This window comes from Lacimicrobium alkaliphilum (assembly GCF_002591895.1).
Taxonomy (GTDB): Bacteria; Pseudomonadota; Gammaproteobacteria; order Enterobacterales; family Alteromonadaceae; genus Lacimicrobium; species Lacimicrobium alkaliphilum.
Map to the genome: position 1 here is coordinate 16,879 of NZ_NISX01000016.1, position 26,083 is coordinate 42,961.

General features: G+C 49.2%; 13 protein-coding genes. 10 read left to right on the plus strand and 3 right to left on the minus strand.

Features of this window, described 5'->3' with window-relative positions:
- Positions 1 to 78 precede the first annotated feature (78 nt).
- From CDA54_RS14675 to CDA54_RS14685, 3 genes are all read left to right on the plus strand, one after another.
- Positions 79 to 2,130, plus strand: a complete 2,052-nt coding sequence (locus CDA54_RS14675) for a TonB-dependent receptor domain-containing protein (RefSeq protein ID WP_099035785.1) — start codon at positions 79 to 81, stop codon at positions 2,128 to 2,130.
- A gap of 19 nt (positions 2,131 to 2,149) precedes the next feature.
- Positions 2,150 to 3,280 (plus strand): PepSY-associated TM helix domain-containing protein, encoded by a 1,131-nt coding sequence (locus tag CDA54_RS14680; RefSeq protein ID WP_099035786.1) that lies wholly within the window; start codon positions 2,150 to 2,152, stop codon positions 3,278 to 3,280.
- A gap of 390 nt (positions 3,281 to 3,670) precedes the next feature.
- Positions 3,671 to 8,158: a PAS domain-containing protein gene (locus CDA54_RS14685; RefSeq protein WP_099035787.1), complete on the plus strand. Its 4,488-nt coding sequence runs from the start codon at positions 3,671 to 3,673 to the stop codon at positions 8,156 to 8,158.
- Positions 8,159 to 8,225: 67 nt separating this feature from the next.
- On the opposite strand, the gene CDA54_RS14690 is transcribed toward CDA54_RS14685, so the two are convergent.
- Together CDA54_RS14690 and CDA54_RS14695 are read right to left on the minus strand one after the other, a co-directional pair.
- Complete coding sequence (locus CDA54_RS14690) at positions 8,226 to 9,956, minus strand: transglycosylase SLT domain-containing protein (RefSeq protein WP_099035788.1); 1,731 nt, start codon at positions 9,954 to 9,956, stop codon at positions 8,226 to 8,228.
- A 12-nt stretch (positions 9,957 to 9,968) separates the two neighbouring features.
- Complete coding sequence (locus CDA54_RS14695) at positions 9,969 to 11,303, minus strand: hypothetical protein (RefSeq protein WP_143452307.1); 1,335 nt, start codon at positions 11,301 to 11,303, stop codon at positions 9,969 to 9,971.
- Between the two features lie 912 nt (positions 11,304 to 12,215).
- Here CDA54_RS14695 and CDA54_RS14700 point away from each other — a divergent pair.
- The 7 genes from CDA54_RS14700 (at position 12,216) to CDA54_RS14725 (ending at position 24,187) form a co-directional block, all read left to right on the plus strand.
- Positions 12,216 to 15,509 carry a TonB-dependent receptor gene (locus CDA54_RS14700; RefSeq protein WP_099035790.1) on the plus strand — a complete coding sequence of 1,098 codons (3,294 nt, stop codon included), beginning with the start codon at positions 12,216 to 12,218 and terminating at the stop codon, positions 15,507 to 15,509.
- 133 nt (positions 15,510 to 15,642) lie between these two features.
- Entirely contained in the window at positions 15,643 to 17,160 is a 1,518-nt protein-coding gene (locus CDA54_RS14705) for a tryptophan halogenase family protein (RefSeq protein WP_099035848.1), read from the plus strand.
- 38 nt (positions 17,161 to 17,198) lie between these two features.
- Complete coding sequence (locus CDA54_RS14710) at positions 17,199 to 18,215, plus strand: cupin-like domain-containing protein (protein ID WP_099035791.1); 1,017 nt, start codon at positions 17,199 to 17,201, stop codon at positions 18,213 to 18,215.
- Positions 18,216 to 18,239: 24 nt separating this feature from the next.
- A complete protein-coding gene (locus tag CDA54_RS14715; protein ID WP_099035792.1) occupies positions 18,240 to 19,745 on the plus strand; it encodes a tryptophan halogenase family protein in 1,506 nt (501 codons plus the stop codon).
- 122 nt (positions 19,746 to 19,867) lie between these two features.
- Positions 19,868 to 19,993, plus strand: a complete 126-nt coding sequence (locus CDA54_RS19965; protein ID WP_268235309.1) for a hypothetical protein — start codon at positions 19,868 to 19,870, stop codon at positions 19,991 to 19,993.
- A 68-nt stretch (positions 19,994 to 20,061) separates the two neighbouring features.
- Positions 20,062 to 20,721, plus strand: a complete 660-nt coding sequence (locus CDA54_RS14720) for an NADPH-dependent FMN reductase (RefSeq protein WP_099035793.1) — start codon at positions 20,062 to 20,064, stop codon at positions 20,719 to 20,721.
- Positions 20,722 to 21,238: 517 nt separating this feature from the next.
- A complete protein-coding gene (locus CDA54_RS14725) occupies positions 21,239 to 24,187 on the plus strand; it encodes a zinc-binding metallopeptidase family protein (RefSeq protein WP_099035794.1) in 2,949 nt (982 codons plus the stop codon).
- A gap of 212 nt (positions 24,188 to 24,399) precedes the next feature.
- Here the strand turns inward: CDA54_RS14725 and CDA54_RS14730 are convergent, their stop codons facing one another.
- Positions 24,400 to 26,076: a class I adenylate-forming enzyme family protein gene (locus CDA54_RS14730; RefSeq protein ID WP_099035795.1), complete on the minus strand. Its 1,677-nt coding sequence runs from the start codon at positions 26,074 to 26,076 to the stop codon at positions 24,400 to 24,402.
- Positions 26,077 to 26,083 lie beyond the last annotated feature (7 nt).

The window sequence follows — 26,083 nt, forward strand, 5'->3', positions numbered from 1 at the left end:
GTAACAAATGTAAAAGTCCTACCCTTTGATATTAATATTAATGATAATGGTTCTTATTAAGTTTAAAGGGGCATTTTCATGAACAAGATTACACTCTTAGGCCTTTTTTGCGCCTCCTTCGCAACCACATCCATAACGCTGGCACAGGAAAGCAGTGAAACAAAAAAGATTGAAAAAATCGCAGTGGTTGGCGCTGCGACCAACCTGAATGTGACCGCAGAGGATATCGAACATGTTCAGGCCAATGATCTGGCTGACATCTTTCGCTATTCCCCCTCTGTCAGTGTCGGTGGTTCTGTGGGCGTGGCGCAGAAAATTTATGTTCGTGGACTGGAAGATTCCTTACTCAACGTCACGGTAGATGGGGCGCAGCAAACGTCTACTCTGTTTCACCATATTGGCCGCGTGACTATTGACCCTGATTTGCTTCAACAAATTGATGTTCAGGCCGGTGCCGGGGAAGCAACCAGCGGCCCCGGTGCAATTGGAGGGGCAATTCGCTTCAAAACCAAAGATGCCAACGACTTACTGGACGAAGGTGAGCGTTTCGGTGGCCGATTAAAAGCCAATTACTTCTCTAATGATGGTCATCGTCTGAGCGGCACGTTATACGGCAGGCTGAGCGATTCCTGGGGTGTTCTCGGGTATTACAGTGATATGCAGCGTGAAGATATGGAAGATGGCGGCGGTCAGACTGTTCGTGGTACCGCTGCAGATCAGAATATGCTGTTTATCAAGGCCAGCGGTGAAATCACCGAAAACCAGCATTTGTCACTGAGTGTCGAACAACGAGACGAAGAAGGGGCCTTTTCTGCCCGCCCCAACTGGATTGTACAGCCAGAGGACCCGCTCTATGACAGTGAAGCAGAGCGCTCCACTTACGTAGCTAACTATCAGTTTATCCAGGGGGCAATGGTCAATGTTGAAGCCACTGCCTATCAGACAGCCTCTTCGTTTCGCGGCGGCCGGTTCGACTGGCTGGCAGAAATTGACACGTACGGCTTCGATTTGCGCAATACCAGCGACTTTGCGGCACACCGGTTTATATACGGTGTCGATTATCGCAGCGATGAGGTCACCAGTGGTTATGCAGTATCGCAGCCGGAAGAAAACCACGCCGAGGAAGGCAGCGTACTGGGAGTGTATGTTCAGGGCCATAGCGACCTGACAGCGAATTTGCTGCTCAGCTATGGGGTAAGATTTGACGACTACCGTTATCAGCAAAAAATTCTGCTGGATGATTATTACGGCGATCCCATTACCGACAGCCCCGCTGAAATCGATGAAAGCGAAGTGAGTATTAACACCGGTCTGTCTTACAGGTTGACGGAATCCTGGACTCTGGGTCTGGGTTATGCAGAAGCGGCTAGAGGCAAGCAAATTGGCGATGGCTTCACAATTGACAGCTATCTTTGGGATGGTTCTGAGCACCCGGTGGTTTCGCCGCAACTTAAGCCGGAAACCGTGGCGAATATTGAAGCATCAGTTGAATACAGCTCAACAAAGCTGAATGCCAGAGCAGCGGTCTATCATTCGGAACTGGACAATGTGATCTTCGAGGGCGGAAATAACGACGCCATATTTAACAATATTGGCACCATAGAATCACAAGGGTTCGAGTTTGATATTGCCTATCGCTGGAAAGACTTCGACCTTTTCTTTGGTTTTTCCTCTGCAGACACAGAGCTTGACCCGAGTTCCGATCTCTACACACAGGATTTTGGCACTATCGACATTAACGGCTACGAATATAATGGCCTGGGTAACAGCCGTGGCGACACCTGGATAGCGGGTGTTGAGTATATTATCGACGTCAATGCCGAGGTAGGCTTTAATCTGACAAGAGTGAATTCACTGAGCATAGACAGCCTGCACAGCGATCTGGAACTTGGCTGGGTAGACGAACTGTACCGCCTGAATAAGCCTGGCTACACCACCGCTGATCTTTATGCACAGTGGCAGGCCAGCGACAACATTCGCCTGAATCTGGCGGTAACCAATCTGTTCGATAAACTGTACCGGGACCACTCCAGCGTAGGTGACTACAGTGGAGTGGCAGGATATGAGCTGGTGGTTGGGCCTTATGAAGCCGGCAGAGATATCAGATTATCACTGTCTTACGACTTCTGAGTAAGGCCCCGACGCAGCTATGCTCAGTAAGCTGAAAAGCCTGTTGTTCTGGAGCCATCTGGTGGCGGGGGTTGTTGCGGGTATTGCCCTGTTTTCTCTTGCCGCTACCGGTGTTCTGCTCACTTACGAGCGACAGATGGTCGAGTGGGCCGAGCGGCAGTATAGCGTTGCGCCACAACCAAACCGTTCAGGGATCACAACAGACGAGGTGGTCGCGGCATTACACAGGCTTGCCCCCGAAGAGCATCATATCTATGTGCGTTGGGTCAACAGAGAAGGGGCGGCGATTCCCGCCTGGGCGGGCAGTCAAAGCTTTCTTCTTGACCCCTACACGGGTGACGTTCTCAGAACCGGCGCCGGAGCTGTGGCAACAAGCTTCCGTTTTATCACTGACTTTCATCGCTGGTTTGCGCTGCAAGGCTCTGCAATCAGTGTCGGCAGAGCCATTACTGCTTATGCAAACCTCATATTGCTGTTTCTTATCCTCTCCGGATTGTATTTGTGGATACCGCGCCGTTTCAGCTGGTCAGTGTTAAAACGGCGCTTGCTGATCAGGCGCACCAGTAATACTCAGGCCCGCTATAAGAACTGGCATTTTGCCTTTGGTCTGTGGTCCGCCGTGCCACTTTTTGTTATCTCTGTAACCGCGACGATTTTCTATTTCCCTCAGGCAAATCAGGCATTGTATGGCATGTTTGGCGAATCGGTGCCCGAGCGCGAAGAACATGCTGAAGTCAATACACTGAGTTACCGGAACGGTTCACTTGAGCCATTGTATTTAAAGGCTCAGCGCCATGCCGAACAAAACGGGGCCTCAGACTGGTATTCCATGTGGCTGGAACTCGGTGAAGTAGAAGGCGAAGCCAGATTCTTTATTGACCGCAGCATTGGCCGCAGGCCCGAGTTTGCCTATTCACTTTATCTGGATATTGAACGTGCAGAAGTAGTGCGCGTGAAGCGCCAGACAGACTGGTCTGCTGGGGATCAGGCCTGGGATGTTGCAAGATACCTGCATAGCGGCGAATATTTTGGCGTGATCGGACAAACCATCGCCGGGCTGACATCGTTGCTGACCTGCATCCTGGTTTATTCGGGATTTGTCCTGGCCTGGAAACGCCTTGTTCCTGCTTCGAAAAAACGCTGTGAATGACGTTATAAAACGTGGTGCAGTATTCTCTGCGTCTGCCTGACGCTAACGGCGAATCGCTGGCAGGTATTCAGAACTTCTCGCCGCGTCAGGCAATTCCTGAATTTCACCAATAAGTCAGTGCGAATAACTCAGTTAGGTATATCCTGAACTACGTTTTTAGCCGTCGTGGTCTGCCTGTTCGTGTCGCAAGAGTTAGCATCTTAAGACACAACTTCTCAGGATCGGGCGAAATCGTCACACTCTGCTATGTTTTCAGTAGAGGACCCTGCTAATCCGTGAAACGTATAAAAAAGAACACGTTAATTGCACCCGCGACCCTTTATGAGTGCTCATTTACTTATATAGTGTGGCTTTCTTAAACTCGACTCAAATTGTCGGAACCGAATTGCTATGTCATACCCAGTCCCTGTCTCTTCATCTCTGATGGCAAAGTCATTGGTTGCTGTGCTGTTGTGCGTTTCCTCGTCTTCAGCCTGGGCGCTGTATAAGCCCCTGCAAACAATGAGTCCACTGGTTTTTAATGGATTAGTCTTCGCAGTGCTTATTCTTCTTCTGGGGCTGGCGATTTCACTTTTGGTTTTAAAGAGTCGGATTAAGGCAAGAGAACGCGCCTTGGTTGCGTCAGACAATGCTAAACAACAGGTTCAGGATCAGATTGATCGTTCAGCCAGTGGCATTGTTCAGCTTGATGATTCCGGGACTATTCTCTATGCCAACCCCATGGCAGCGTACTTTTTCGAAAAGAAAATCGAGCAGTTAGTCGGTACGCCTTTTGTTGAAGTCTGTCCGGAAGGTCTGGCTGATGACATCACAGAAGCGCTGGAGCGGGTAAAAGAGGTCCATATTCATTGTCAGTTAGGGCACTATTTACACCATGCAAGGATGCGTATAACACCGCAAAAAAAACCTATAGGTGATGTCACCACCTCTGTCGCAATAGATGATGTTCACGGCTACCAACAAAAAATTGATCAGCAAAAAGCCCTTAATCGCAATCGGGAACAGGCTATCGAGTATGCGGGCGTCGGCTTTGGTTCACTGAACTTTGATGACGACTCGCTGAAAGTAAATGCCGCACTTGGTAAGCTTTTAGAGCTGGACTCACAGAATGAGCTATCGATTGATGCCTTTAATCAATACGTTGATAGTGACGACAGCACAAAGTGGCAACACTGTCTGAAACAATTGAGAGACGGCCACGCTCAAACCTTCAAAGGGCAGTTGCAATTAAAAGACCGGTCTGTACCGGTAAAAATCGACGCGCAACCACACTGCACAGCTGACGATGAGGAGGTCACTTGTGCTTCACTGATTTTTACCAACCTTTCCAAAGTTGAGCAATTCAGACAGCAGGCAGAGCTTTCTCTGAAACAGATAAAAACCATAATGGGGGCAAGCCCGCTACCTGTTTATCTGCTGAATGCTAAGAAACAACTCATTGATTGCAATCAGGCATTTTGCACCCTGTTTAAGGTGCAGATGAATAGTATCAAAAATAAATCCATTGCAGAGATTGACGCGTTTGACGATGACTTTAAAACGATGCACTCCACTACGCAGGGTATTGGCGCCCGATGTAAATCCGCATCCATCAAACCCGGCAATGACCAGTCATTAGATATCAACCTGCATTTACTGTCTTACAAAATGAACAATGAGCATGCAGGTACCGTGGCGGTTATTGAAGACTTAACTCCGCTGAAGGCGTTACAACAGGAGGTGTCTTCTAATCTGGAGTCGCTGAACAGCCTGATTGAACAGTCGCCTTTGGGGATCGCTGTTTTTAACCATGAAGACAAGCTGACCAGGGTCAATTCAACACTCACCGATATACTTGGGAAAGACAAAGAAACACTACAAAAACAAACCTTTTATCAGCTATTCAATAACCCTGAACAGGCAGGCACTGCGGCAAGGCTGTTGCACCAGACCGGGCACATCACGAATTTTAGCGCCAGCCTGGTTCAGGCAGGTGAGCAAGCCTTACCTACCAGACTGGATGTGTCAAAACTAAAAGGTGGCGATACAAAATACGTGTGTTGGATTGCCGATGCACGCAATCAGCAATACCTCAGTGATCAACTGGAGCGCTTGATCACATACAGTAATATGCCTATCGGGCTGCTCGGTAATGACGGTTTTACCAAACTCAACCCGGCGGCCTGCGCATTCTTTGACGCGAAAAGTGAAGACGACTTATTAGGGTTGTCACCGGCAAGTGAGGTGTTGAATCCGACAGCGCAAAGCGCCGAAGAGATGGCTGCACATATGGCTCGGCTACAAGAGGACAAGAAAGTCACTGAGTTCTCCTGGGTACACCAACATAATGGCGATCCCTTGCCTTGCGAAGTCACCCTGGTGCCGTTGTTTTTTCAACAGGAACACATCGCCACGCTGTGTTTATGGGTGGACTTAAGAGCACTCGAAAAAGCCCATGAAGCCCGGCTGGAGGCCGTGAACATGCGTCAGGCAGCAGAGCGCGAAATCGCCGAAAAACAACAGTTGTTGCAAAACAGTCAGGATTTACTGGCCAGCAGGGCACGTTCTTTACACAACACACAGGAAAAACTGGAAGCGGCAGAAAATGATCTCGCTGCCAAAATGGATACCATTCAGGGATTGCAGCAAGCACATGAAGACATAAGTGGGCACTTACAAGCAGTACAGAATGACTACGAGAGAAATCTGCGGTTGCTGACACAAAGTCAGGAAGCGAATGCCGAACTTGAAGCCCAGCTGAAAGAATCGAGCGATAAAGTCAATCAACTGCAGAAACAACGCAACCAGATTGCAGATGCGCTGCAAAACAGTGAACGCAGTCACAAACAAGCACAGGAAAAACTCGCGGCCAGCGAACAGGCCAAGCAACTTCTCAAACAAGAGCAATCAAAACAGCAGGCATCGCTCGAGGCCTCTCAGCAACAGATTTATTCACTGAAGCACTCAATTGAGGACAAAGACAAGCAAATCCAGGATGTCAGCGGACAAATCAATAATCTTCAGTCTCAGCTTGTCAGTTCAGGGCAGACCAGTGAAAAACTTCGAGAGAGGCTGGCTAATCAACGTAAGGCGAGTGAAATCGCTGAGCAAAAACGCCGTGAACTCGAACTCACGTGCCAGTCAGTACAGGCAGAACTCGCCAATAAATCCAGCTATGTAGAACACCTTCAACACGAGATGCAAATGCTGGAACAAATGTCGCAACAGCAAAAAGGCGACATGGAAAAACAAACACAGCAACTGGAGCAGGAATTAGAAGCTAAACAGAGTCAACTCGACGCTACAGCGGAACAATTGAGCCAGGCTAAAAAACAGTCTGAGCAAGAAAAACAACACAGTGCTGCGCGTGAAGCGGAACTGGAGAAGCTCAAATCAGAGTTACAGGAAGTCGAGAAACGCCGTGCCGAACAACAACAGAAAATCGCCGAAGCCGACGAAAAATGGCAACAGCAGCAAGCCGTACTGCAAAATGAACTCAAAGCAAAACAGGAACAGCTGCAACAAATTACCGAGCAACTCAACAGTACGCAGCAACAAACCGATGAAGAGCGAGCACAGCAAACCGCATTAGTGGCGAAACTGGAGGCTGAGCTGCAAGATGTTGAGCAGCGCGCCGCCGCCCAGGTCGAAAAAATTGCTCAAAGCGACCAGCAATGGAAAGAGAAACAGCAGGCACTGGCAGATGAGCTTGCGGCCAAGAAAGCGCAACTGAATGAAACGCAACAACAACTCGACGAACATCAACGTCAGGTAGACACTGAGAAACTTGCCCGCAAGGCCCAGCAAGACAAACTGGCACAGCTGAAACAAGAAATGGCCGATGTTGAGTCACGGGCTGCCAAGCAGCGTGAAATGATGGAAGGCAGCGATGAGCAAAGGCGTCAGCACCATGCTGAAATAGAGAAACAGAAGCAGCAGCTGCAGAAGGCGTTAGAGCAGGCTGAAGCACAGAACCAGGATATGCAGTCGACCTTAGCCAGCAAGCTGGAGGCGCTCAAAGGAGCAGAATCAACCGTATCCAAAACCCAGTCTGATGAACAAAAACTGCAGACTGAGTTAAGCGCCGCCAGAGAACAGGCGGAGGATTTAAAAGCGCAGCTTACACGCCAGGAAGATCAGGAAAAACAACTCAAACAACAGGTGGCGGAACAGCAAAACAGCCTGCAGCAACGGGAAGACAGTATACAAGCGCTGCAGCAGGAGCAACAGCGTTTAACCGAAGCACTGCGCTCAGTAAAAGAAGAATATGCCCAAAGCAAAGCGTCGCTGAATGATCAGGACAGCAGTCAGCAGAAACTGACTGAACAATTGAAAACACTGGAAACAGAGTTGCAAAACAGTAAGCAGCAACTGAACGATAAAGAGAGTGCGCTGGAAGATGCACAGGAACTCATAGCCAGCCATGCAGACAAGCTGGCGGCGCAGGAGCATGCCTTGATTGATGCACAAAAAGAAGAATTAAAACATGCCAGCGCCCAACAGCCCCCGGCGGAAGAGACTCAAACACCAGAGTTCGCCAAACTGCCGATGCCCGATGAACCCGAGGTCTGGTTCGAGCTACTCCCTTATCTGCAGAATAAACAAGGGGTGACTTCACTGGCTACAGTGTTGCAGCAACTTATTGACGATGTACAAACCTGTATTGGTTCAATGGATAAAGCCCTGGAAGATGACGACGAACGGAATATACATTTAGCCGCCCACAAACTGAAAAACGTATTGGAAACCATTCCGTCTGCGCCACTGAATGATATGGCTAAGAAGCTGGAATATTTTTGTGAAAACCGCTTCACCGATAATATCGCCATCGGCTGGCCTGCGTTCAGGGGGCAGTTGATGTCTACGCTAAGAGTGATTTATTCGCACCTGCATGGGTAAAGTGATTGGTTTATACGGGGCACCGTAGTGATGGGTATTCACAGTAGCGCCTTTGATTTCTGTGCCGCTAATTGCCGTTCATCATGGTGTAAAAGGACAGGGGCGGATTCATCCCAGGTTGAGAAGCGAAATATCTGAAGCAATCGTTAAACCACATCACAAAGCGATCTGCATGTGTACCCATACCAACAGGGTACTGCCGCATTTTCCAACGATTTTTGCTTCCCCGGTTTTGATAAATACCGCCCGCGTTGTATGCGCAAGCTACCTTGGGCGGATCGAACTGAGTCATGGAGTATTGCTGTCTTATATAAGCTGCTCCGGCTCTTATGGAAACGTCCGGTCTTATAAGATGGGTGCGTGAGACAGCGTGACTGTCCAGCGCTTCTCTGGCTGTGGAGATAAGCGTCTGCATAAGCTCCACCGACACTCTGTGTGGTGTCTGACTATCCGAACGAAAGCCAGGCTCTTCACGGCTGACGTCAGGTTTTCCACCCGATTCGGTGCAGATGCAGGCAAGGATTAATTCATAAGGGACACCAAATTCTATGCTGGCCTGACGAATCAATGGATCGAATTGCGCGATAACGCCCGGCACGGTAATGAGCTCGCCGGGAGAACCTGTGACGGCACCGTTAACTTCCAGCCCTTGCGGTGTTAGCCGCCAGCTGACCGAATCAAAAATACCGTGACTGCGACGCAACACATCCAGTTGCACATTTATACCGGCATTTATCTGCTCACTTGCTGACTGTTCATCTGTATTGTCCGATTGAAGTGTTTCGGAGAGGTCATGGAGCAGTTTTATATTCAAGTGGTCAAAGACCGGCTTAATACGACAAAAGACACTGACTTGGTCACTGCCTGCCATGTGCAGACCTACGGCGAATTTGCTGGCATTGACGACGACAGCTCCACTGTCTCCGGGCCGCGTGTATGGCTGGCACAGCACCAGATTCCTGAAACCCGCAGTCAGTCTTTCACCACGGGGGCCCTGATAGGACAAACGCGTCTGAAAATCAGCATCGATTATTCGTCCGCGAGACAGCCCGGATGTTCTGCCTACCATCTGCACAAACCTGCCTTCGCGGATGATTCCGGTGATCCCCCTGAGTGGGCCAATACCGGGAATCGACGTAAGAAAATGAATATCAGGCTTAAGCCGGGCAACCGCAGCGTCTACCTCGTTGGGGATGCCATTGTCACTGAAATGGATAGGTACATCACGCTCAAAATGGGCAACACTGTCATCAACGTCACCGCCATCTTGTCTGGCTTGCTGCCAGATATCGTCGTTGAATTTTCTGGATAGAGGTTTCAGTACATGGTAATTGCTAAGAATAAAGTGCTGAACCGGATCATGTTTTGATCTGACCACCAGCCCGAGGGTGCCGGGGAATCGGCTGGTACTGGCCACGCTCAGGCCGGCATGAAGAGGGCGTTGTTTGTAAGCGTAGCGGGCAGACTGCAATTTGATTTCACCAATTTCGATGACATCTACCGGTACGGGCTCGTCACTGCCGAGCTGAATTTTACGTGGCGCAGGATTTTGCAGTGTTTCCAGTGGCCGCTTTTTGTCGACGTATACTTTAATGCAGGGCTCTGCGGTATCAACGTTAGCGGTAAATTTGGTACCAACTCCCACACCCTGCAACGAGCTGTCAGTTAACCAATCCGCGGCTGATAAACTAAGCTGTTCGGCCATTTCACGCTGTTCTTTGCCAAGACCTTTGGTCGCGGCCCCGTCAAACAGCGCCTGAGATAATTTCCTGAGGTGATTACGTGTGCGTAGTTTCATTGTTGATCGTCACTAACCACACTGACCGATACCCTGATGTTTTGCGCATATGGCTTCAACCGTCTGTTCGCCGATGAAGCCGGTGGGTTGCAGGCCCTCCTGTGTATTCTGAAACTGCATGATTTTCTCAACAGAGGTGTTTTGACCACTATCGAGTGGCGCCACCAATGCGTCAATATCCTGCTCTTCGAGGTTCGCTTTCTGATACTGATAATCCAATATGGCCTGGAGTGTAACGGGGGTGATGTCGTCTGCCAGATGGTCAAACACCGGACGTTCGAGCATTTCTATTACCCGCTCGCGCGTTTCGATGCCATAAAGGTTGTTGACAAAATCTGCTGGCAGGGATAACTCTTCCACAAGGGCTTGTTGCAAGGTTTCGGTGAGTGCCGGGTTTGTACAAAAGTCTGCTTCGCCAGCCAGCAACTCCTCGCTTTGGCACAAGGGTGATTGTGACCCACCATCTGCGCCGCCCTGTGTTTCCCCGTTGGCGGCATTTGAGACTACTGTACTGGATTTGGGGCTGACTGATACCATAAACTCCTGCACCCGCCCTGTAGTGTCTTTGACTTTTACGATGTGATTACCGGGCTTTGAATTGTTCAGCTTAATGGTCACTAATCCGCCGAAGGCGGGTGTTTGCTCGATCGTTAAATAGGTTTGGTTGGCGATGACTACATAGGTGCCGCTGCCACCGTTAACAGAAACCGATTGCGCGGCGGTCGAGCCCTCTGTAAAGCTCAGGGAGGTGGGATTGACAGAAATACCGGCACCGATATCTGAAGTGTCAATACCACACTCCTGCAAAGATAGGCTGGATGGCTTCGGTGTATAGCGGTCGAGCAGGTTGTGTAAATCAGATGTGGCCTGTTCAAGTTCGGTATTTTTCTGCGCTAAGTCATCCAGCCGCTTAAGTAAATCTTTGGCTAAATCTTTTTGCGACGCTCCAGCACCTTGCGTCTCTATACCTTCTCCTGCGCCTGTGGGTGATGCCCCTTCGGCAGGGGAAAAGGCAGCGAAGTATGATTTATTGTCTGTATACAGGTTACCCATACCAGACAGAATGCCCGGCAGGGCAGACAATGACTGTATGGTATTGCCAAGGGCTTCATTCACATGTGCATTAATATCTTTTACTGCAACGGTCAGGGTACCCGGGGCGGTGTCAAACTGCTGCATCAACTGGCCTGTCTTTTGTTGCACTAATCTGGCTTGCGTTAAAGAGGCCTGTACATTATTAACGTATGCCATTGCCATAATTTTTGCAGCGTCACCATCATTAACGCGAGCAGACGCAGCGCGGACATATTTAAGCGTATTTGATACTTCACCGTAAACCTTAGCCAAATTCTCGAGCTCCTGACTGATAGAGGTCTTATCTGAATCTGAGATGATAAATGGCTGAACACTGTAGGGCCGCCGCCATGTCTGCCGGAATGACCGGACAGAGAGTAACATTCTGGTCATTGACAAGTAATGCATCATCTACATAAGGATTGGTAAGAGAACAGGAAGCCAATGAGAAGCAAACACATGAAGCCAGAGCGACCCGGGCTAATGAGAATTTATGAGTTGGAGAGTGATTCGACTGCATAATAGTTAACGTCCTTATTCCTTGTCTGCATATCAGAGTAGTCAATTTCTGATAGATGTTAGAAATTTTTTCCATTTTTTTGCAACGGTTGATTCAGATAGGAGGATTTCACGTTAGCGATCTAAATTTGATAGTACTGCTATTGACTGATTTGTGTACGGTCGGGTGCGTGTTTTGTAATCAGGTGTTGGGCATATCTCACACTGCCATGAGGTGCGTTTTTTCTGAGTTATCGCCATCAATCTGCTATTCAGACTCAGAACTATAAGGTTTTATAATCTAAAAACACTGCCGGGAGATAAAAAAGTTGTTGATTTAATAACCACAGTAATGTTAAAAAATAACAAAGCATACGTTATCATTATGTTATTTAGTAACTCATGGCTCGCAACGAGGAGAGTAAGGCTCCGACAGTAGTGGTGTCGTGCGATAATTTTTAATGGATTAAGTGCGGTGAATAAATCCGTTTGTGTGCTCACTCTTCATGCGATTGATTTATATGAGTTTATTATCGCATGGACGGTGTGATATTGGCTCGAAATGACAGCGCTGTCACCGGAAGGGCGATAACTATTGAGAATACTGAAGCAAAGTATCAACAACAATAGAAAGCTGAAACTATGGTTATCACAATAACCAGAATAAAAAACACTGAGGGTTAAAACATGTCTAAAACATTTCAGAAAAAACGTCTGGTGACGGCAATTTCCGCCGCGATTACCTGTTCACTTTCTGCTTCGGTTTTTGCACAGGAGGTGGATACAGATGAGCCGGATTCAGCAGAACAGGTAGAGGTTGTAGAGGTAAAAGGCATGCGCAGCAGCCTGCTTAATGCACAGAACCTGAAACGTTACGCTGATACGGTGAAAGATCTGATTACAGCGTCAGATATCGGTGCCTTGCCTGATAAGTCTGTAACGGAGGCCTTGCAACGGGTTCCGGGGGTCACCATTGAACGTTTCGCATCTTCTGACGATCCAAAACATTATGCAGATGAAGGTACCGGTGTATTGGTGCGTGGATTGGATCGGGTGCGCAGTGAAATTAATGGCCGAGACGCGTTTAGTGCCAACCCCTATGGTGGACTGAGCTATGAAGACTTTCCTGCTGAATTATTAGGTGCCGTAGAGGTGGTAAAAAACCAGACTGCCGATCTTATCTCTGGCGGTATCGCAGGCACGGTTAACCTGATTACCCGCAAGCCTTTTGATTCCGACAAGCGTCTGGTCTCATTTAACGCAAAGGCACATTACGGTGACTTTCGTAAGGAAACCACACCTTCTTTCTCTGCGCTTTTTTCTGACAACTGGGATACGGATTCAGGCAAGTTCGGGTTGCTGATTGCGGCATCTCGCTCTGAATACAAAACCCGTGGTGACGGTGTTGGTCTGGGGAATTTCCATAGCCGTGGTCCCGTTGATACGTTCTCTTATGATGAGTGGGGTACACCGAGTCCCGGTGTGAAAGCGGGCCTGTATTCTAACCCTTGTATTCCTGATGCGTCAGATTGGCGTGCGTGTGATAATTTAGGTTTCGAAGACACCGTTCAGTATACAGATTCTGATGCGGCAGCTTATGTGCCTACGTTTGAAGGTACTGCCCTGACGGGGCAGGGCGAAGGTGATACCTGGTACACTCCGGCTGCCATTCACATGAGCACAGCTGAAAATGATCGTAAACGCAGGGGCTTTACCACTTCATTACAGTGGGCAAGTGATGATGACACCATCGTTGCGACTCTGGAGCACATTAGTTCAAAAGCATCACTGGAATACCGTGAGCGCCAGATTGGTCAGGCAACACAAGGCTTTAAAAGCGAGATGGCCTCGTCACATGACTGGGTTGACCGTGGAAGCGACTACCCACGTACTTTTGATGACAACGGCTTTCTAACCTCAGGTGTCGGTTTGGGTACCCACGCATCCGTACCCCTTATGTATCGTACCCGATGGAACTACAACGAAAACACCGTTGAAGATACCTCTTTCAACCTGCAGGTGAAGGCTACTGATCGCTTGAAACTAGAGCTGGATTATCAGCGAATAGATTCTGAAAAGGTCGTTCATAATTACGGTATGGCTGGCCAGACTCGCGGCGGTCATGTGGCAAACGTATCCCCTTATTTCCTTGACATGCGCGGTGCCCGCCCAACCATTGAGTATCTTAGCGACAACATCCTTACGCCGGGCTATGCGCCTGATGAGAATGGCGAGCCGATTATGACCGAGCCGAATTTGTTCCTGGCGTCGGGAATGGAACAGGAAGAGCGCAACACCGCTGAGTCTGATAGCTTTCAGTTTGACGCCACTTATAGTTTGGATGGCGTCTGGTCGGGTATCAGTGCGGGTGCATACCATTCAGATAAAGACCTGACCGTGCGGAATACCAATTACGAAGGCTGGTCTGCTATTGGCACGGCCTGGATTGATGAGGACCGCATTGCGGCCGCCGCAGTAAACCGGCCAGAACTTTTTGAGCGGGTTGATTTCTCAGATTTTTACAACGGTAATGTGCTGTTGGGGAATGTTGATAATTTCCTTTTCCCTGAGCTGAACCTGGTCAAAAACTATGCCGACTCATTACGTCAGGGTTGTCAAGAAGGATGGCACAATGCGACCAGCAGCGCTGCCAATGATGGTGAATGTACTGGTATCTACGTTCCTTATACCGACAAGCCTAATCGCGTTGAAGGCCCCTTTGCCGCTCATAACATCAGCTCTATCAACGAAAAACGCACCGAGTTCTACGTTCGTGGTGACTTTGATACCATTGATTGGGTTGTACCTGTAAAAGGTAACATTGGCCTACGTTACGTCAGCTACGATCTTGAATCTACCGGAGCGTTAGTGAATCCCCTGGCGTCAAATCGGGGGGAGGAAGGTACGTCGCGTAACGAAGTGATGCAACGTGACCATGCGGCGCTTTACGATATAGCCAATGGTGACGCGCTTCTGACTACGGTGAAAGGTACCGACTACAGCACTGTACTACCAAGCCTGAACCTGAATTTTGGGGTGGCCGACGATGTGGTTGTACGATTTGGTGCTTCCAAAGGGCTGTATTACCCAAGCTTGTTAGACACACGCAATCTCACCCTTATGAGCCTGGATTATACGCCTCGACTTGAAGACCCGTCCTTACCACTCAGTGAGGAGACTAACCCGGTTGTTGCACTTGATGATATGAACCTGACAGCACTGGCCAGTAATCCCTATTTGGAGCCCGAAGAGTCCATTAACTTAGATTTGACTACTGAGTGGTATTTCGCACCAGCCGGCTTTGTGAGTGTGGGGCTATTTCACAAAAAGCTGGATAATATTATCCGTAACCGACAATTTGATCTCAATGTTGAGTACGGCGGACGGGATTACGATGTATCTGCTTATGGTCCGGCGAATACGGGTTCTGGCACCATTAAAGGGGTTGAGTTCTCTTACTCTCAATTCTACGACATGCTGCCAGGAGCCTGGAGTGGGTTAGGTTTACAGTTCAACTTTACCTACATAAAGCAAAGTGATCTGGAAGATCCTAACGAAGTTGCAGAGGGTACGTTGGGCTTTAAAGAAGATGGCACGCGGGTAGCGGATAATCGTCACACGTTCCGGGTGTTTACCGGGTTGCCACTGCAGGGGTATTCGGATAAGAACATGAACATCATTGGCATGTATGAATACGAGGATGTTTCATTTCGTCTCGCTTATACCTGGCGTTCTGAATACCTGTTGACATTACGTGAGTCTGAAGAGTATGCACCGGCCTTCGCCGAGGCCTCAGGCATGATGGATGCGAGCTTTTACTACACCATTAATGACAATTGGAAAATCGGTATTGAAGGCAGCAACCTGCTGGATACTCAAACCGAGACGCAATATCAGATGAACCAGGAAGGCGTCAGAACGGATGCATTAAACTTCACAACTGACCGTCGATATGCGTTATCCGTTCGTGCTGTTTTCTGATAGCGAACAGTATTAAACGATGTATTATAAACTGCGCAGTGGCAACACTGCGCAGTTTGTTGCTTTTGGTCAGTAAAAAATGAATAGTTCGGCTGAGTACATGAATGATGGGTCATCTCAGCACGGTTTTACTATGCAAAACACATTAAAAACAATCTGTATTGTTGGCGGCGGAACAGCGGGCTGGATGGCCGCGACACTGCTTTCGACTGCCTTAAGGGGCAGTAAAATTCAGATTACTGTTATTGAGTCACCAGACATTGAAACCATTGGGGTGGGTGAGTCTACCGTACCCTCAATAATGGACTTTGTGCAGGCGTGTCAGATTAATCTTAAAGAATTTGTTCAGGCCACGTCAGCCAGCTTTAAATTAGGCATTCGGTTCGACGATTGGCTCACACCCGGAGAAAGCTATTTTCACCCCTTCGGCAGAGTGGGTAAGGATATCAATGGGTTTGATTTTTATCAGGCCTGGCTGAAGTCTCTGGCTGACGGGCAGGAAACACGGTGGGTTGATCATTCCCCAAGCGCCATTATGGCCGAGCACGAGCGCTTTATGTTGCGCCCCCATCATTCTCAGAACTGGGTGTTATCCAGCTATGCCCATGCCCTTCATCTGGATGCGGTTCAGGTTGCTCGTTATTTGCGCAGCCTTTGTCATCAGCGCGGGGTAATCAGAACCGAAGCGACCGTTAACAACGTCATCGTTGATGAAAAGGCATTTATCCGCAGCCTGGAGCTGGACAACGGCTCAACCGTGAACAGTGATTTTTTTATCGACTGCACGGGCTTCACCGGGCTTTTAATCGAAAAATCGTTGCAGGTGGGGTATCAGGACTGGTCAGATTATTTACCGTGCAATCGCGCCGTTACTGTTCAGACTGCCAGTGTGGGTCATCCGGTGCCTTATACGATTGCAACCGCTCGAGAGGCAGGCTGGAGCTGGAAGATCCCTTTGCAACATCGCACAGGCAATGGCTATGTTTTTTCCAGTCGGTTTTGCAGTGACGAAAAAGCGTTAGACACGCTGGTTAACAGCGTCAGTGGCCCAATGCTGAATGAACCCAGGATTATCCCTTTTGTCACCGGTAAGCGAAAAAAAATCTGGCACAATAACTGTTTAGCCTTAGGGCTTGCCGGCGGATTTTTAGAACCACTCGAATCTACCGCTATTCATCTGGTGTATAAAACCCTGGTCCATTTTATAAAACACTTTCCTGACAGAGACTTTGACGCTGACACGGAACAGGCTTTCAATCAGAAAATCGATGCCGACTACGAAGAAATACGAGACTTTATTATTCTGCACTACTGTACTGCGGGGCGCGGTGACAGTGAGTTCTGGCGCTGGTGTCAGACGATGCCGGTACCTGAATCACTCAGCGAAAAAATACGTTGGTTCCGGCTAAGGGGCCAGCTAGAGCATACCCCCGGGCAGTTTTTTACCCGTGATAGCTGGTGTTCAATATTGGAGGGGATGAACATACGCCCACAAAAGTATCATCCTTTATTGGATGCTTTTGATCGTCAGAGCTTAGCCAGTACACTCAATCAGAATGTGCAGAACATCCGCTCTACCGTAATGAAAATGCCGGGCCATCATGAGTATATTCGGGAACATTGCCCGGCCAACTCAGCCACTGAGAAATAATCTGCTTTGAGGAATCTTGATAAAAGTGTACAAAAAACATGACTGCTTATAGAGCTATCGCAGAATATTCGTCATTGAGTGCTCAGCAATTCTTTGAGCAGATTGTGCCTGCACAAAAGCCAATTGTGATACGTGGCTTTGCTCAAAGCTGGCCAGTGGTGGCCTCTGCAAAGAAAACGCCCGAAGATTTTGTCGCCTATCTGGGGCAGTTTTATAAGGGTAAAAAAGCCAGCATGGTGGTTGCGCCACCCTCCGCCAACAAGCGCTTTTATTACAATGATGATATGACCGGTATCAACTATTTAAGTGGCGAAGAGCGTGTCGACTTGTTTTTACTTCGTCTTCTGGAGCTCATCGACAGAGATGTTACTCCCGCCATTTCCATGCAAAACGCCCTGACCAGTGAGATTTTGCCGGGCCTTACCAATGAAAATCGCTCAGACTTCTTCAGCGAAGTGGAGCCACGTCTGTGGATTGGCAATGAGGGGATTGTCAGCGCTCATTATGATGGCTCTGATAATCTAGCCTGTGTTGTGGCGGGTCGCCGGCAATTTGTACTGTTCCCTCCGGAGCAAACCTGTAACTTATACCCTGGCCCACTCAACTTTACGCCCGCTGGTGCCCCCACGAGTCTGGTGGATTTTAACAACCCCGATTTTGAGCGTTATCCATTGTATAAGCATGCGCTGGCGCAGGCCTACAGTGTGGAGTTAGGGCCTGGTGATGCGATCTTTATTCCCATGCTGTGGTGGCACCATGTTGAATCGCTGGAAAAAGTGAACGCATTGATGAATTACTGGTGGACCGGATCGTCTGCCCCAGACGCTGTCTCTCCCAGCCCGATTGATAGCCTGAATCTGGCGCTGCTGGCCATGCGTGATATGACACCCAAACAACGCGATGCATGGCGTTGTTTGTTTGACCACTATCTTTTTAAACAAGGTGTTGACCCGGCTTCTTATATTCCGAAGCATCAGCATCATTTGTTAGGGGATCTTTCTCCTCAGTATATTGAGGGCGTCAAAGATTACTTTATTAAAAAATTACAAAAATAAAATGTCTTTAATGAGCAAATAACAATGTTAAATAACGACAGTAAACTCCAGAAAATATTGATTGTTGGTGGCGGAACAGCCGGGTGGATGGCGGCAAATCTGCTGGCCTGTAAGTGGGAAGACACTGAAATTTGCTTAGTTGAGTCGAAAGAAATCGGTATTATCGGTGTTGGCGAAGGCAGTACCCCACACCTGAAGTTCTTTTTTGATGCCATTGATGTCGCTGATTCACAGTGGATGCCCCACTGTAATGCCACCTACAAAAATGGCATTACCTTTGACAAATGGTCGGCCATTCCGGGCTTTGAATCCTATTTTCACCCCTTTGCAGCGCAAACAGACGATGTGTTTACCGTTCCTCTTTTCTTTAAAAACGTTCAGGCCCGAATGCAGGGGTACAACGTTGATGCCCATCCGGACAAGTACTTTCTGGAATCCTACTTATCAGAACATAATCTGGGCCCCTTGCCGGATGAATCTTTTCCCTTTGGTGTGGCATACGGATACCACTTCGACTCTGCCCTTTTAGGTCAGTTTTTAGCCGAGCATGCGCAAAAAAAAGGCGTTTCGAGAATCTATGCCAATGTCACCGACGTTATCGTCAGAAACGATGGAAACCTCAGCGGAGTCAGACTGGACGATGGCTCGCTGATAGAGGCAGACTTCTTCATAGATTGCTCGGGCTTTGACGCATTGCTGATGCAAAAGACCCTGAAGGTCGGCTTTAAAAGTTATAAGGAGAGTTTATTTAATGACGCGGCGGTGGTGATGCCAACGGCGATATCCGACGTGCTGCCGGCAGAAACCAAATCCACCGCACTGACCAACGGCTGGGCATGGAAGATTCCTTTGAGAAACCGATTTGGCAATGGTTATGTTTACAGCAGTGACTATATTGATTCGAATCAGGCTGAAACTGAACTCCGGGAACATCTGGGCTTGCTGGAAAGTGACACCGACGCACGGCATCTGAAAATGAAAGTCGGACGTGTTGAAAAACACTGGTACAAAAACTGCCTTGCAGTGGGGCTTTCTCAGGGGTTTATTGAGCCATTGGAAGCAACGGCTATTGCACTTTCATTTAATACCATTGCGCAGTTTATGCAGTATTTCCAGCAAGGTCAGTTTACCAACAAATATGAAAGTGAATTTAACCGGGATATTAATGGCCGGTTTGATGGCATCCGGGATTATGTTGTTTGCCACTATAAAGCGAACCAACGAACCGATAGCGATTACTGGCGGGACAATGCCGCAAATCCCAATATTTCAGATACCTTAAATAAGATTTTAACCCTATGGCAGAAAAGCCCGGATTTCGCCGGAGATATGGTTAAGTATAATCTGATAGGAGCCTACCAGCCCAAGTCATGGGCCTGTATGCTGGCAGGCTATGGTGTATTCCCCAAAGTAAATACCAATTCGTCAATTGATTATTCAGCGCATCAGCAGGAACTTGAAATGTTGAGGGATTTTATCCGGCGGTGCGGGTTAAACTTTAAACGCCACGGTGAACTGCTGACACCGTAACAGCATGCCTTAATATACAGTGGCTCAGGCAGGATCTGATACGTGTCTCTGAAAGGTTCAGAACGGACAGGTAGCCAGGCGAATTAGAGTTTGAGCACGATTTTACAGAAGAAACCTAACGCGTGGAAAGAATATATGAAGACTCAGGTCGACGGAGTGATTTTGAGTGGGGGATGATTAATGGCAAGTTATCGGCACTGCGTTGGGTGTTAGGTGACGAATGGGATATGCTGGACACCCAAAGTTAACAAAGCATTACAAAGGACAAGCCGGTGAGTGCGGCGTTATCTAACATTGCTATCAGATGGAGTTCCAAATGAAATTCTTGGTTTTCTTGGGTACCGTGCGCGATAGTGCGCCTCCGAAACCGGCACGCCTGGGTGTTCGGGTTACAGAAGCGGTTCTCGAATGCCTCAACAGTCAATATGCCGATCATGAGATAGAGTTGGTTGATGCTCTGGATTATCCAACAGAACCCGTCTTCAAGCCGCACTTCGCTTACCCACGAAGCAAGGCACCTTCGGCGCTTAATCAATTGGCAGAGAAGATAGAAAGTGCCGATGGATTCGTTATGGTCAGCCCCGAATATAATCATTCGATGAGTCCGGCGCTTGCCAACCTGTTGAACCACTTTGGCAGTTCCTTGTTCTCATACAAGCCAAGTGCGATCGTTACCTATTCAGCAGGGCAATGGGGCGGGATGCGTGCAGCGGTCGCAATGCGTACGTTTCTCTCAGAGCTGGGCTGCCTGCCAGTCTCTGCAATGATACATGTGCCAAAGGCACAGGAAATCTTTACGGGTGATGGTTCGGTGCAAGCCCAAGAGGATCAAGATTCCTGGTTCGAATATTTTGGTCGAACATTCAATCAATTGATTTGGTGGGCTCAGGCTGCGAAGGAATATCGAGCGCAGGTTGATCCGCATAATCTGGTGAGGGATTTTAAGACGGATCCATCCGAACGCAACGCACCTTAGTGTGACTGGCATAACAAGTGGCTGCACAGCGACCGATTGTCCGTCGCTCCAAACCTGCGTGTGAGCGGGGCGTTAATGCAAGGTATTAAGTTTGTGGGGATGGGTCAGAACCAAATTAAAATTCCGCTCCTGACACTCTTCCGACAGTCATACGTGATCAAACTGTATAACGAAAACTGCCAGACAGAGTGCGTCCCAATCCACTTAATGGCATCAGGCGTATCCCCGTAGTCCTGCAATCATTGTTTTGAAAATAATCTCGCTGAAATTACCTTATTTCAGCCCGGTTCCTTTTTTTGGCCAGTTATGTACAGCGTTTCTCGATGATCAGACGCAGTTGCTCTTAGTGGCCAGGCTGTGTATGTACTCCATTTTCCTGCTCCCGCACAGCGCAGGAATGCGTTCAGATTCGTCATTCCGGCAGGTGCTGTATCACTTCCGGTGGCGCAAGTTTGATTCCCCGCCGGGGTATGACTATGGTCAATAGTTCCCATTGCAGTAAACAGGAGTTATTGCCATGCTGGTATTCGGTCATCAACCTGAAACATTACCTGTTCGTGTACAACAGGACGCCACCACCGGTTTGCCGCTGTTAAGCGAGCGAGACGCCATTATGCAGGTGGTTCTGGCTTATCTGGCTTTGCCCTATTCGGTGGTCGCCTATGGTTGCGGTAAAAAGACGAGCCTGCTTATTGACCAGTTTATAGGTATGGGGATCCCCCCCTATGCTATCTCCCGTGGTCTGGTGTTGGAATACGATATGTCACCCAAGGCGCTGGCAGAGCCGGATTATCGAAATCGCCCCCACGCTATAACCCTCTCCAATCCCCTGCATCAGTTGGGTAAAACCAGTGACCCTGTGCTGAGGAAGTTGCTTCAGCAGAATTGCCAACAGGTAGAACTGCTGGAAGATGACAGCATAAAAGTGGGGCGATTTGTGCTGCGTAATGAACAAAAAGTCCAGTTGGGTATTACCCGTTCACATGTCTTCGCGCGCCTGAGGTTTTGGGATGAGGACAACACCAGCGTTGTGGAGCAGGTCATTGACCCCGGACTAAATGCGGCCGAGGGCTTTGGGGTGGAAAAAATTCGCGATTATCTGCACGCACCTGAAGGGCTGATCTTCGACGCACCTTTGTTAGCCAACTTCCGCCTGGATGAAAAATACCTGACTAAAGGCCACAGGGAAGCGCTGGAATCGATTCTGGGCGATGAGGAACTTGCGAGTCTTAGCCTTGAAAAGCATGCGCAGTTGATAAAAAAACTGACCGGGGCTGCAACGGATTCACTGGGTGACCCGCTAACCTGGACCTACGCCAATAATCTGCCCGCGAAGGAGGAATACTCAGAAGTCGATAAGGAACACTTCCAGCAGCAGAAATACTATACCGGCCGCGGCGACAAGCTGGCAGATGGGATTAAGCGGTTGTGTCTGGCCAGAGAGCAGCGCGGTGGCAATGCCCCGGCTATTCTTGCCGAACTTCGCGAAATCATAGAAAACAGCAATGCCCGCCGCATTGCCAGAAAAGACGCCCGCTGGTCCATCAGACAACTGGTGCCACTGGCGGACGCGGCCACGGTGTTCGTTTATTATCATTCGTTGAAAAAACTGGTGGACTGTCTGGAGCAGGGAGACAGTCCGCTGGATTATCTGCACAGTGCACAAAGCCTGCAGGACATGCGCGGCATTGGCGCCAGGTTACGCAGGCGTATTGACTGGCTGGGCCGTGTATCCCGTGAAGAAGACAGCCGTATTGATGCTCGTGCGCTTACCCCCGGATTTACACGCGCCACACTGGAAACCATCCGGCAAATGAATGTGGCAGGGCTGTGCGCGTTTATCGACAAGGTCGGCAATATTCATGGCCTGTTATTGAGTGACGAGCAACAACACGCCTTACATCGCCAGGACATCGCACTTGCGGATATCTGTCGCCGTTCTGTCTGCCATGGCTCTCATATTGATACGGTTAATGACGCCGGTAAGTTTGACGGGCGACTCGGGGTACTGTCGGGATTAGAAACCCTGCATGTACTGACTGACCTTAAACGCTATTTTGATATTGACTGGCAGGGCGAGGGGGGATTTTGTTCCCATATGACCGCCTTTATCGGCGAGGAGATGACCTTTACCGGTGAAGGTGTGTCTATGCCTGGTAGTGCCGCTGTGGCTGCCCAGGCTACGCCTGAAGCTATTCATAAAATGCGTAATCAGGAGGGCGATCAGTGGGGTGAGTGCCTGCAACGCATGCTGGCAGAGCTGAAGCAGGCGCAGGCTGACGGTCATATTCAGTTGTTCAACCGGCTCGACAAAGCATCAGATGATGCACTGCTCGATGCCTGCAGTGAGCCTCATCTGTTTTACAGCCCTCATAGTTATGAGCGGCATATTGAACAGGGGCCGCTGCTCGACAGAGCCAATGTGCCGATTGTACAGGTAGGCACCATCATGGGTATCTACCAGGAAGATTTCACCTTTAAAGGAGAGCTTGCCGAAGCCGCCGCACTGGAGTTGAACCGGCAATTGCGGGTGCTGACAGAACAGCAAAGATTCAGCGATGTCAGAATTACGGTAGGGATCTTACAAGGCCAGGGTGAGCCAGACAGCCTCGAAAACGTGTATCCGGCGCTTCGCTGGACCCTCAATGGCGAGATGAATCACGCCGGCGCTACGCCGACCCCGGATCGCCGCGACCCCGGGGTAGCGGCGGCCAGATTGGTCAGGGAGTTTCTTGACTGGCATGACAAAGTCATTCTCCCGGATGAGCGCTTTGCCGGTGTCAAACCAGTGGTGGGGAATATTCGCCTGACACCAGGCTGCAACCGCAATGTGATTCCGGGTTCGGCCAGTATCACCACAGCGCTGACCTGCGATGATCGTCCGGTGCGCGGCCTGATTGATGAGCTAACCAGAGAAGATCTGGCCCAGACCCTGGAAGGCTATGTAATAGGTACGCTGGCCAGGCAAGTGGCGGGCGGCGGAGAAGGAATACGTCTTTGCCGGGTAGATCCGGTGAGCTATGTAAGTACTTACAACCAGACTGTTATGAGTATTGACCTGCGCTCCGATGAACAACAGATTACCGGGCAATTCCGGGCCGAAATCGACAATATACTTGCCGATATTTGTCAGCGTTATGGGGTCAGTGTTAACGGGGAACAGCAACAGAAGTTACCGCCTTCTGTCCTGTCGGAATCCGGGCAGGCCCTGCTGATGGAACGCAGTTATGGGGGCAGCCATAATCCGCGGGAGACAGAATTACTCAGTGACATCGTAAGGGGTTCTCTGTTGCAGATTCAGATCACCCGCCAGGTTCTTGCCCGGACAGAGTCCGACAACCTCAATCTTTTCCAGCTGGTGGAACAAAGCATTCCGCAGGAGTGGCGTAACAGTATGGATAAATTTATCAGCGGTGCGCTGCACGACACCTGCAATATTGCCGCTCGCGCCAGGCAACACGACTAAAGGTGATTGGCGGGGCAAAACACAGAGAAGGGATACCATTGTCTTCGGGCAGTGTGCCGGAACCGGCATCAGAATCTCGCTTTGCCGTTGCTCTGTGTTTGACTTCTATTCAGACAACGCCGGCAAGCGACTTTCGGTATTAGTGTAATCGTTCATTAATACCAAAAAGTCGCCATAAAACCGGATGCGTATATATCCGTTTTCGATGCCCTTTATTGTGGCTGTTTCAGGGAATCAGCCAGTTTGTGTCTCTCCACTTTACCAAGCGGGTTGCGAGGAATCGCCTCCAGAGTAATGAGCTTCTCCGGAAGCTTGAAGTGGGCGATCTTGCTTTGTTTAAGAAAACTGACAAGTTCTTCGAGGGTTAACTGTTTTCCGGGAAGGGGGACAATAAACGCCGCAACGCGTTCTCCCATAATATCACAAGGGTAAGGTGCCACAGCGGCTTCTGAAATATGCTGATGCGCGCTGATGAGCGTGTCCAGCTCTGCCGGAGATATGTTGACACCCCCCCGGATAATCAGGTCTTTGCAGCGTCCCCTGAAGTGATAAAAAGCCTGATCATATTGACTGATTTCAAACAGATCGCCGGTACGGTAATAGCCATCCGGTGTGAATGCCGCTTGTGTAAGTTCATCCGCCCCGTAGTATCCGTCGAAAACACTGGGCCCTTTGATCTGCAACTCTCCCTGAATTCCCGGTTGCTCAATGATTTCTCCGCTACCCTGATCAACTAAGCGAGTAAGCAGGAACTTATGGGCTTTAGGAAAGAGTTGCGCGCGCTTCTCACTTGATGTTGTTTCATTGGGCCCGCAAAGCAGGCAGACCCCTTCGTTTGAGCCAAAGTGGTTAACGATTTCGATGCCAAAACGCTGCTTGAATCCTTCAACCATCCAGGTGTCCAGGGGAGCAGAGCCCGAGCCGATGGCCCGGATACCTGAGAAATCACACTGTGCCAGTAACGCTTCATTTTTGAGAATGTTATTCAGCAAGGCGGGTGGAGCCAGCGTATAGCTGATGTTTTCAGAAACGATCTGATGCAGAAAAATCGGTAAATCCAACGGGTGATGCAAAACCAGCTTGCCACCACTGTATAACCAACTGAGAAACAGTCCGCCAATTGAGGCCATATTAATAAAAGGGAAAGGATTCAGAAGGGCTTCGCCGTCCTCAATCTGATTTCCCTCATAGGTTGCCAGGCCCACTGTTAACCATTGGTTGTGTGAGCGTGGGATCCCTTTGGGGTCGCCTTCCGTTCCCGATGTCCAGCAAATAGTAAACACCTGGTCTGCGGATATCTCAATGCGTTCAAGGTATGCCTGCAGTGGCTCAAAGCTATCTGCCTGCTGCATCAGAGCGGTAAGGTTGGTTCCCTTTTCTGAATCGCCAAAGGTAAACAATTCTGGCGATGACTTGAGTTGAGCAGCCACAGATTTCAGGGCATCAACAATATGCGCGGTGAAGTCCTGTTGTTTAAACTGCGAAATGGTAATTAGGGCCTTTGGCTCTAATACTTTGAGGATCCGCTGTAGCTCGTATTCCTGATATTGCATCGGGATCGGGCTGACGATGGCGCCTAGTTTCGATGCCGCCAGGTATACCAGGACTAGTTCCACAATGTTTGGCATCTGAACTAACAGAATATCATCTTTGCCAATACCATTTTTGAGCATGGAAAGGGCGAGCTTGTCTACCTCAACGATTAACTCGGCATAACGCAGTCGCAGAGGTGTCATGCCGGTTAGCTCCTCCTTGTTGGGAGGATCTACCAGTGCGATCTGGTCACTTTTCGATATGGCCGTGTTGTGCAGCAGATCGTGAAGTTTCCGGTCGCCCCAGATCCCCTGTTCGCGATAACGCGTAATATCTGCACTTGCTGTTGTTATCATAGCTACC

Coding starts and splice junctions, on each gene's coding strand:
- CDA54_RS14675 (WP_099035785.1), top strand. CDS start 79: ATGAACAAGATTACACTCTTAGGCCTTTTTTGCGCCTCCTTCGCAACC.
- CDA54_RS14680 (WP_099035786.1), top strand. CDS start 2,150: ATGCTCAGTAAGCTGAAAAGCCTGTTGTTCTGGAGCCATCTGGTGGCG.
- CDA54_RS14685 (WP_099035787.1), top strand. CDS start 3,671: ATGTCATACCCAGTCCCTGTCTCTTCATCTCTGATGGCAAAGTCATTG.
- CDA54_RS14690 (WP_099035788.1), bottom strand. CDS start 9,956: ATGAAACTACGCACACGTAATCACCTCAGGAAATTATCTCAGGCGCTG.
- CDA54_RS14700 (WP_099035790.1), top strand. CDS start 12,216: ATGTCTAAAACATTTCAGAAAAAACGTCTGGTGACGGCAATTTCCGCC.
- CDA54_RS14705 (WP_099035848.1), top strand. CDS start 15,643: ATGCAAAACACATTAAAAACAATCTGTATTGTTGGCGGCGGAACAGCG.
- CDA54_RS14710 (WP_099035791.1), top strand. CDS start 17,199: ATGACTGCTTATAGAGCTATCGCAGAATATTCGTCATTGAGTGCTCAG.
- CDA54_RS14715 (WP_099035792.1), top strand. CDS start 18,240: ATGTTAAATAACGACAGTAAACTCCAGAAAATATTGATTGTTGGTGGC.
- CDA54_RS14720 (WP_099035793.1), top strand. CDS start 20,062: ATGAAATTCTTGGTTTTCTTGGGTACCGTGCGCGATAGTGCGCCTCCG.
- CDA54_RS14725 (WP_099035794.1), top strand. CDS start 21,239: ATGCTGGTATTCGGTCATCAACCTGAAACATTACCTGTTCGTGTACAA.
- CDA54_RS14730 (WP_099035795.1), bottom strand. CDS start 26,076: ATGATAACAACAGCAAGTGCAGATATTACGCGTTATCGCGAACAGGGG.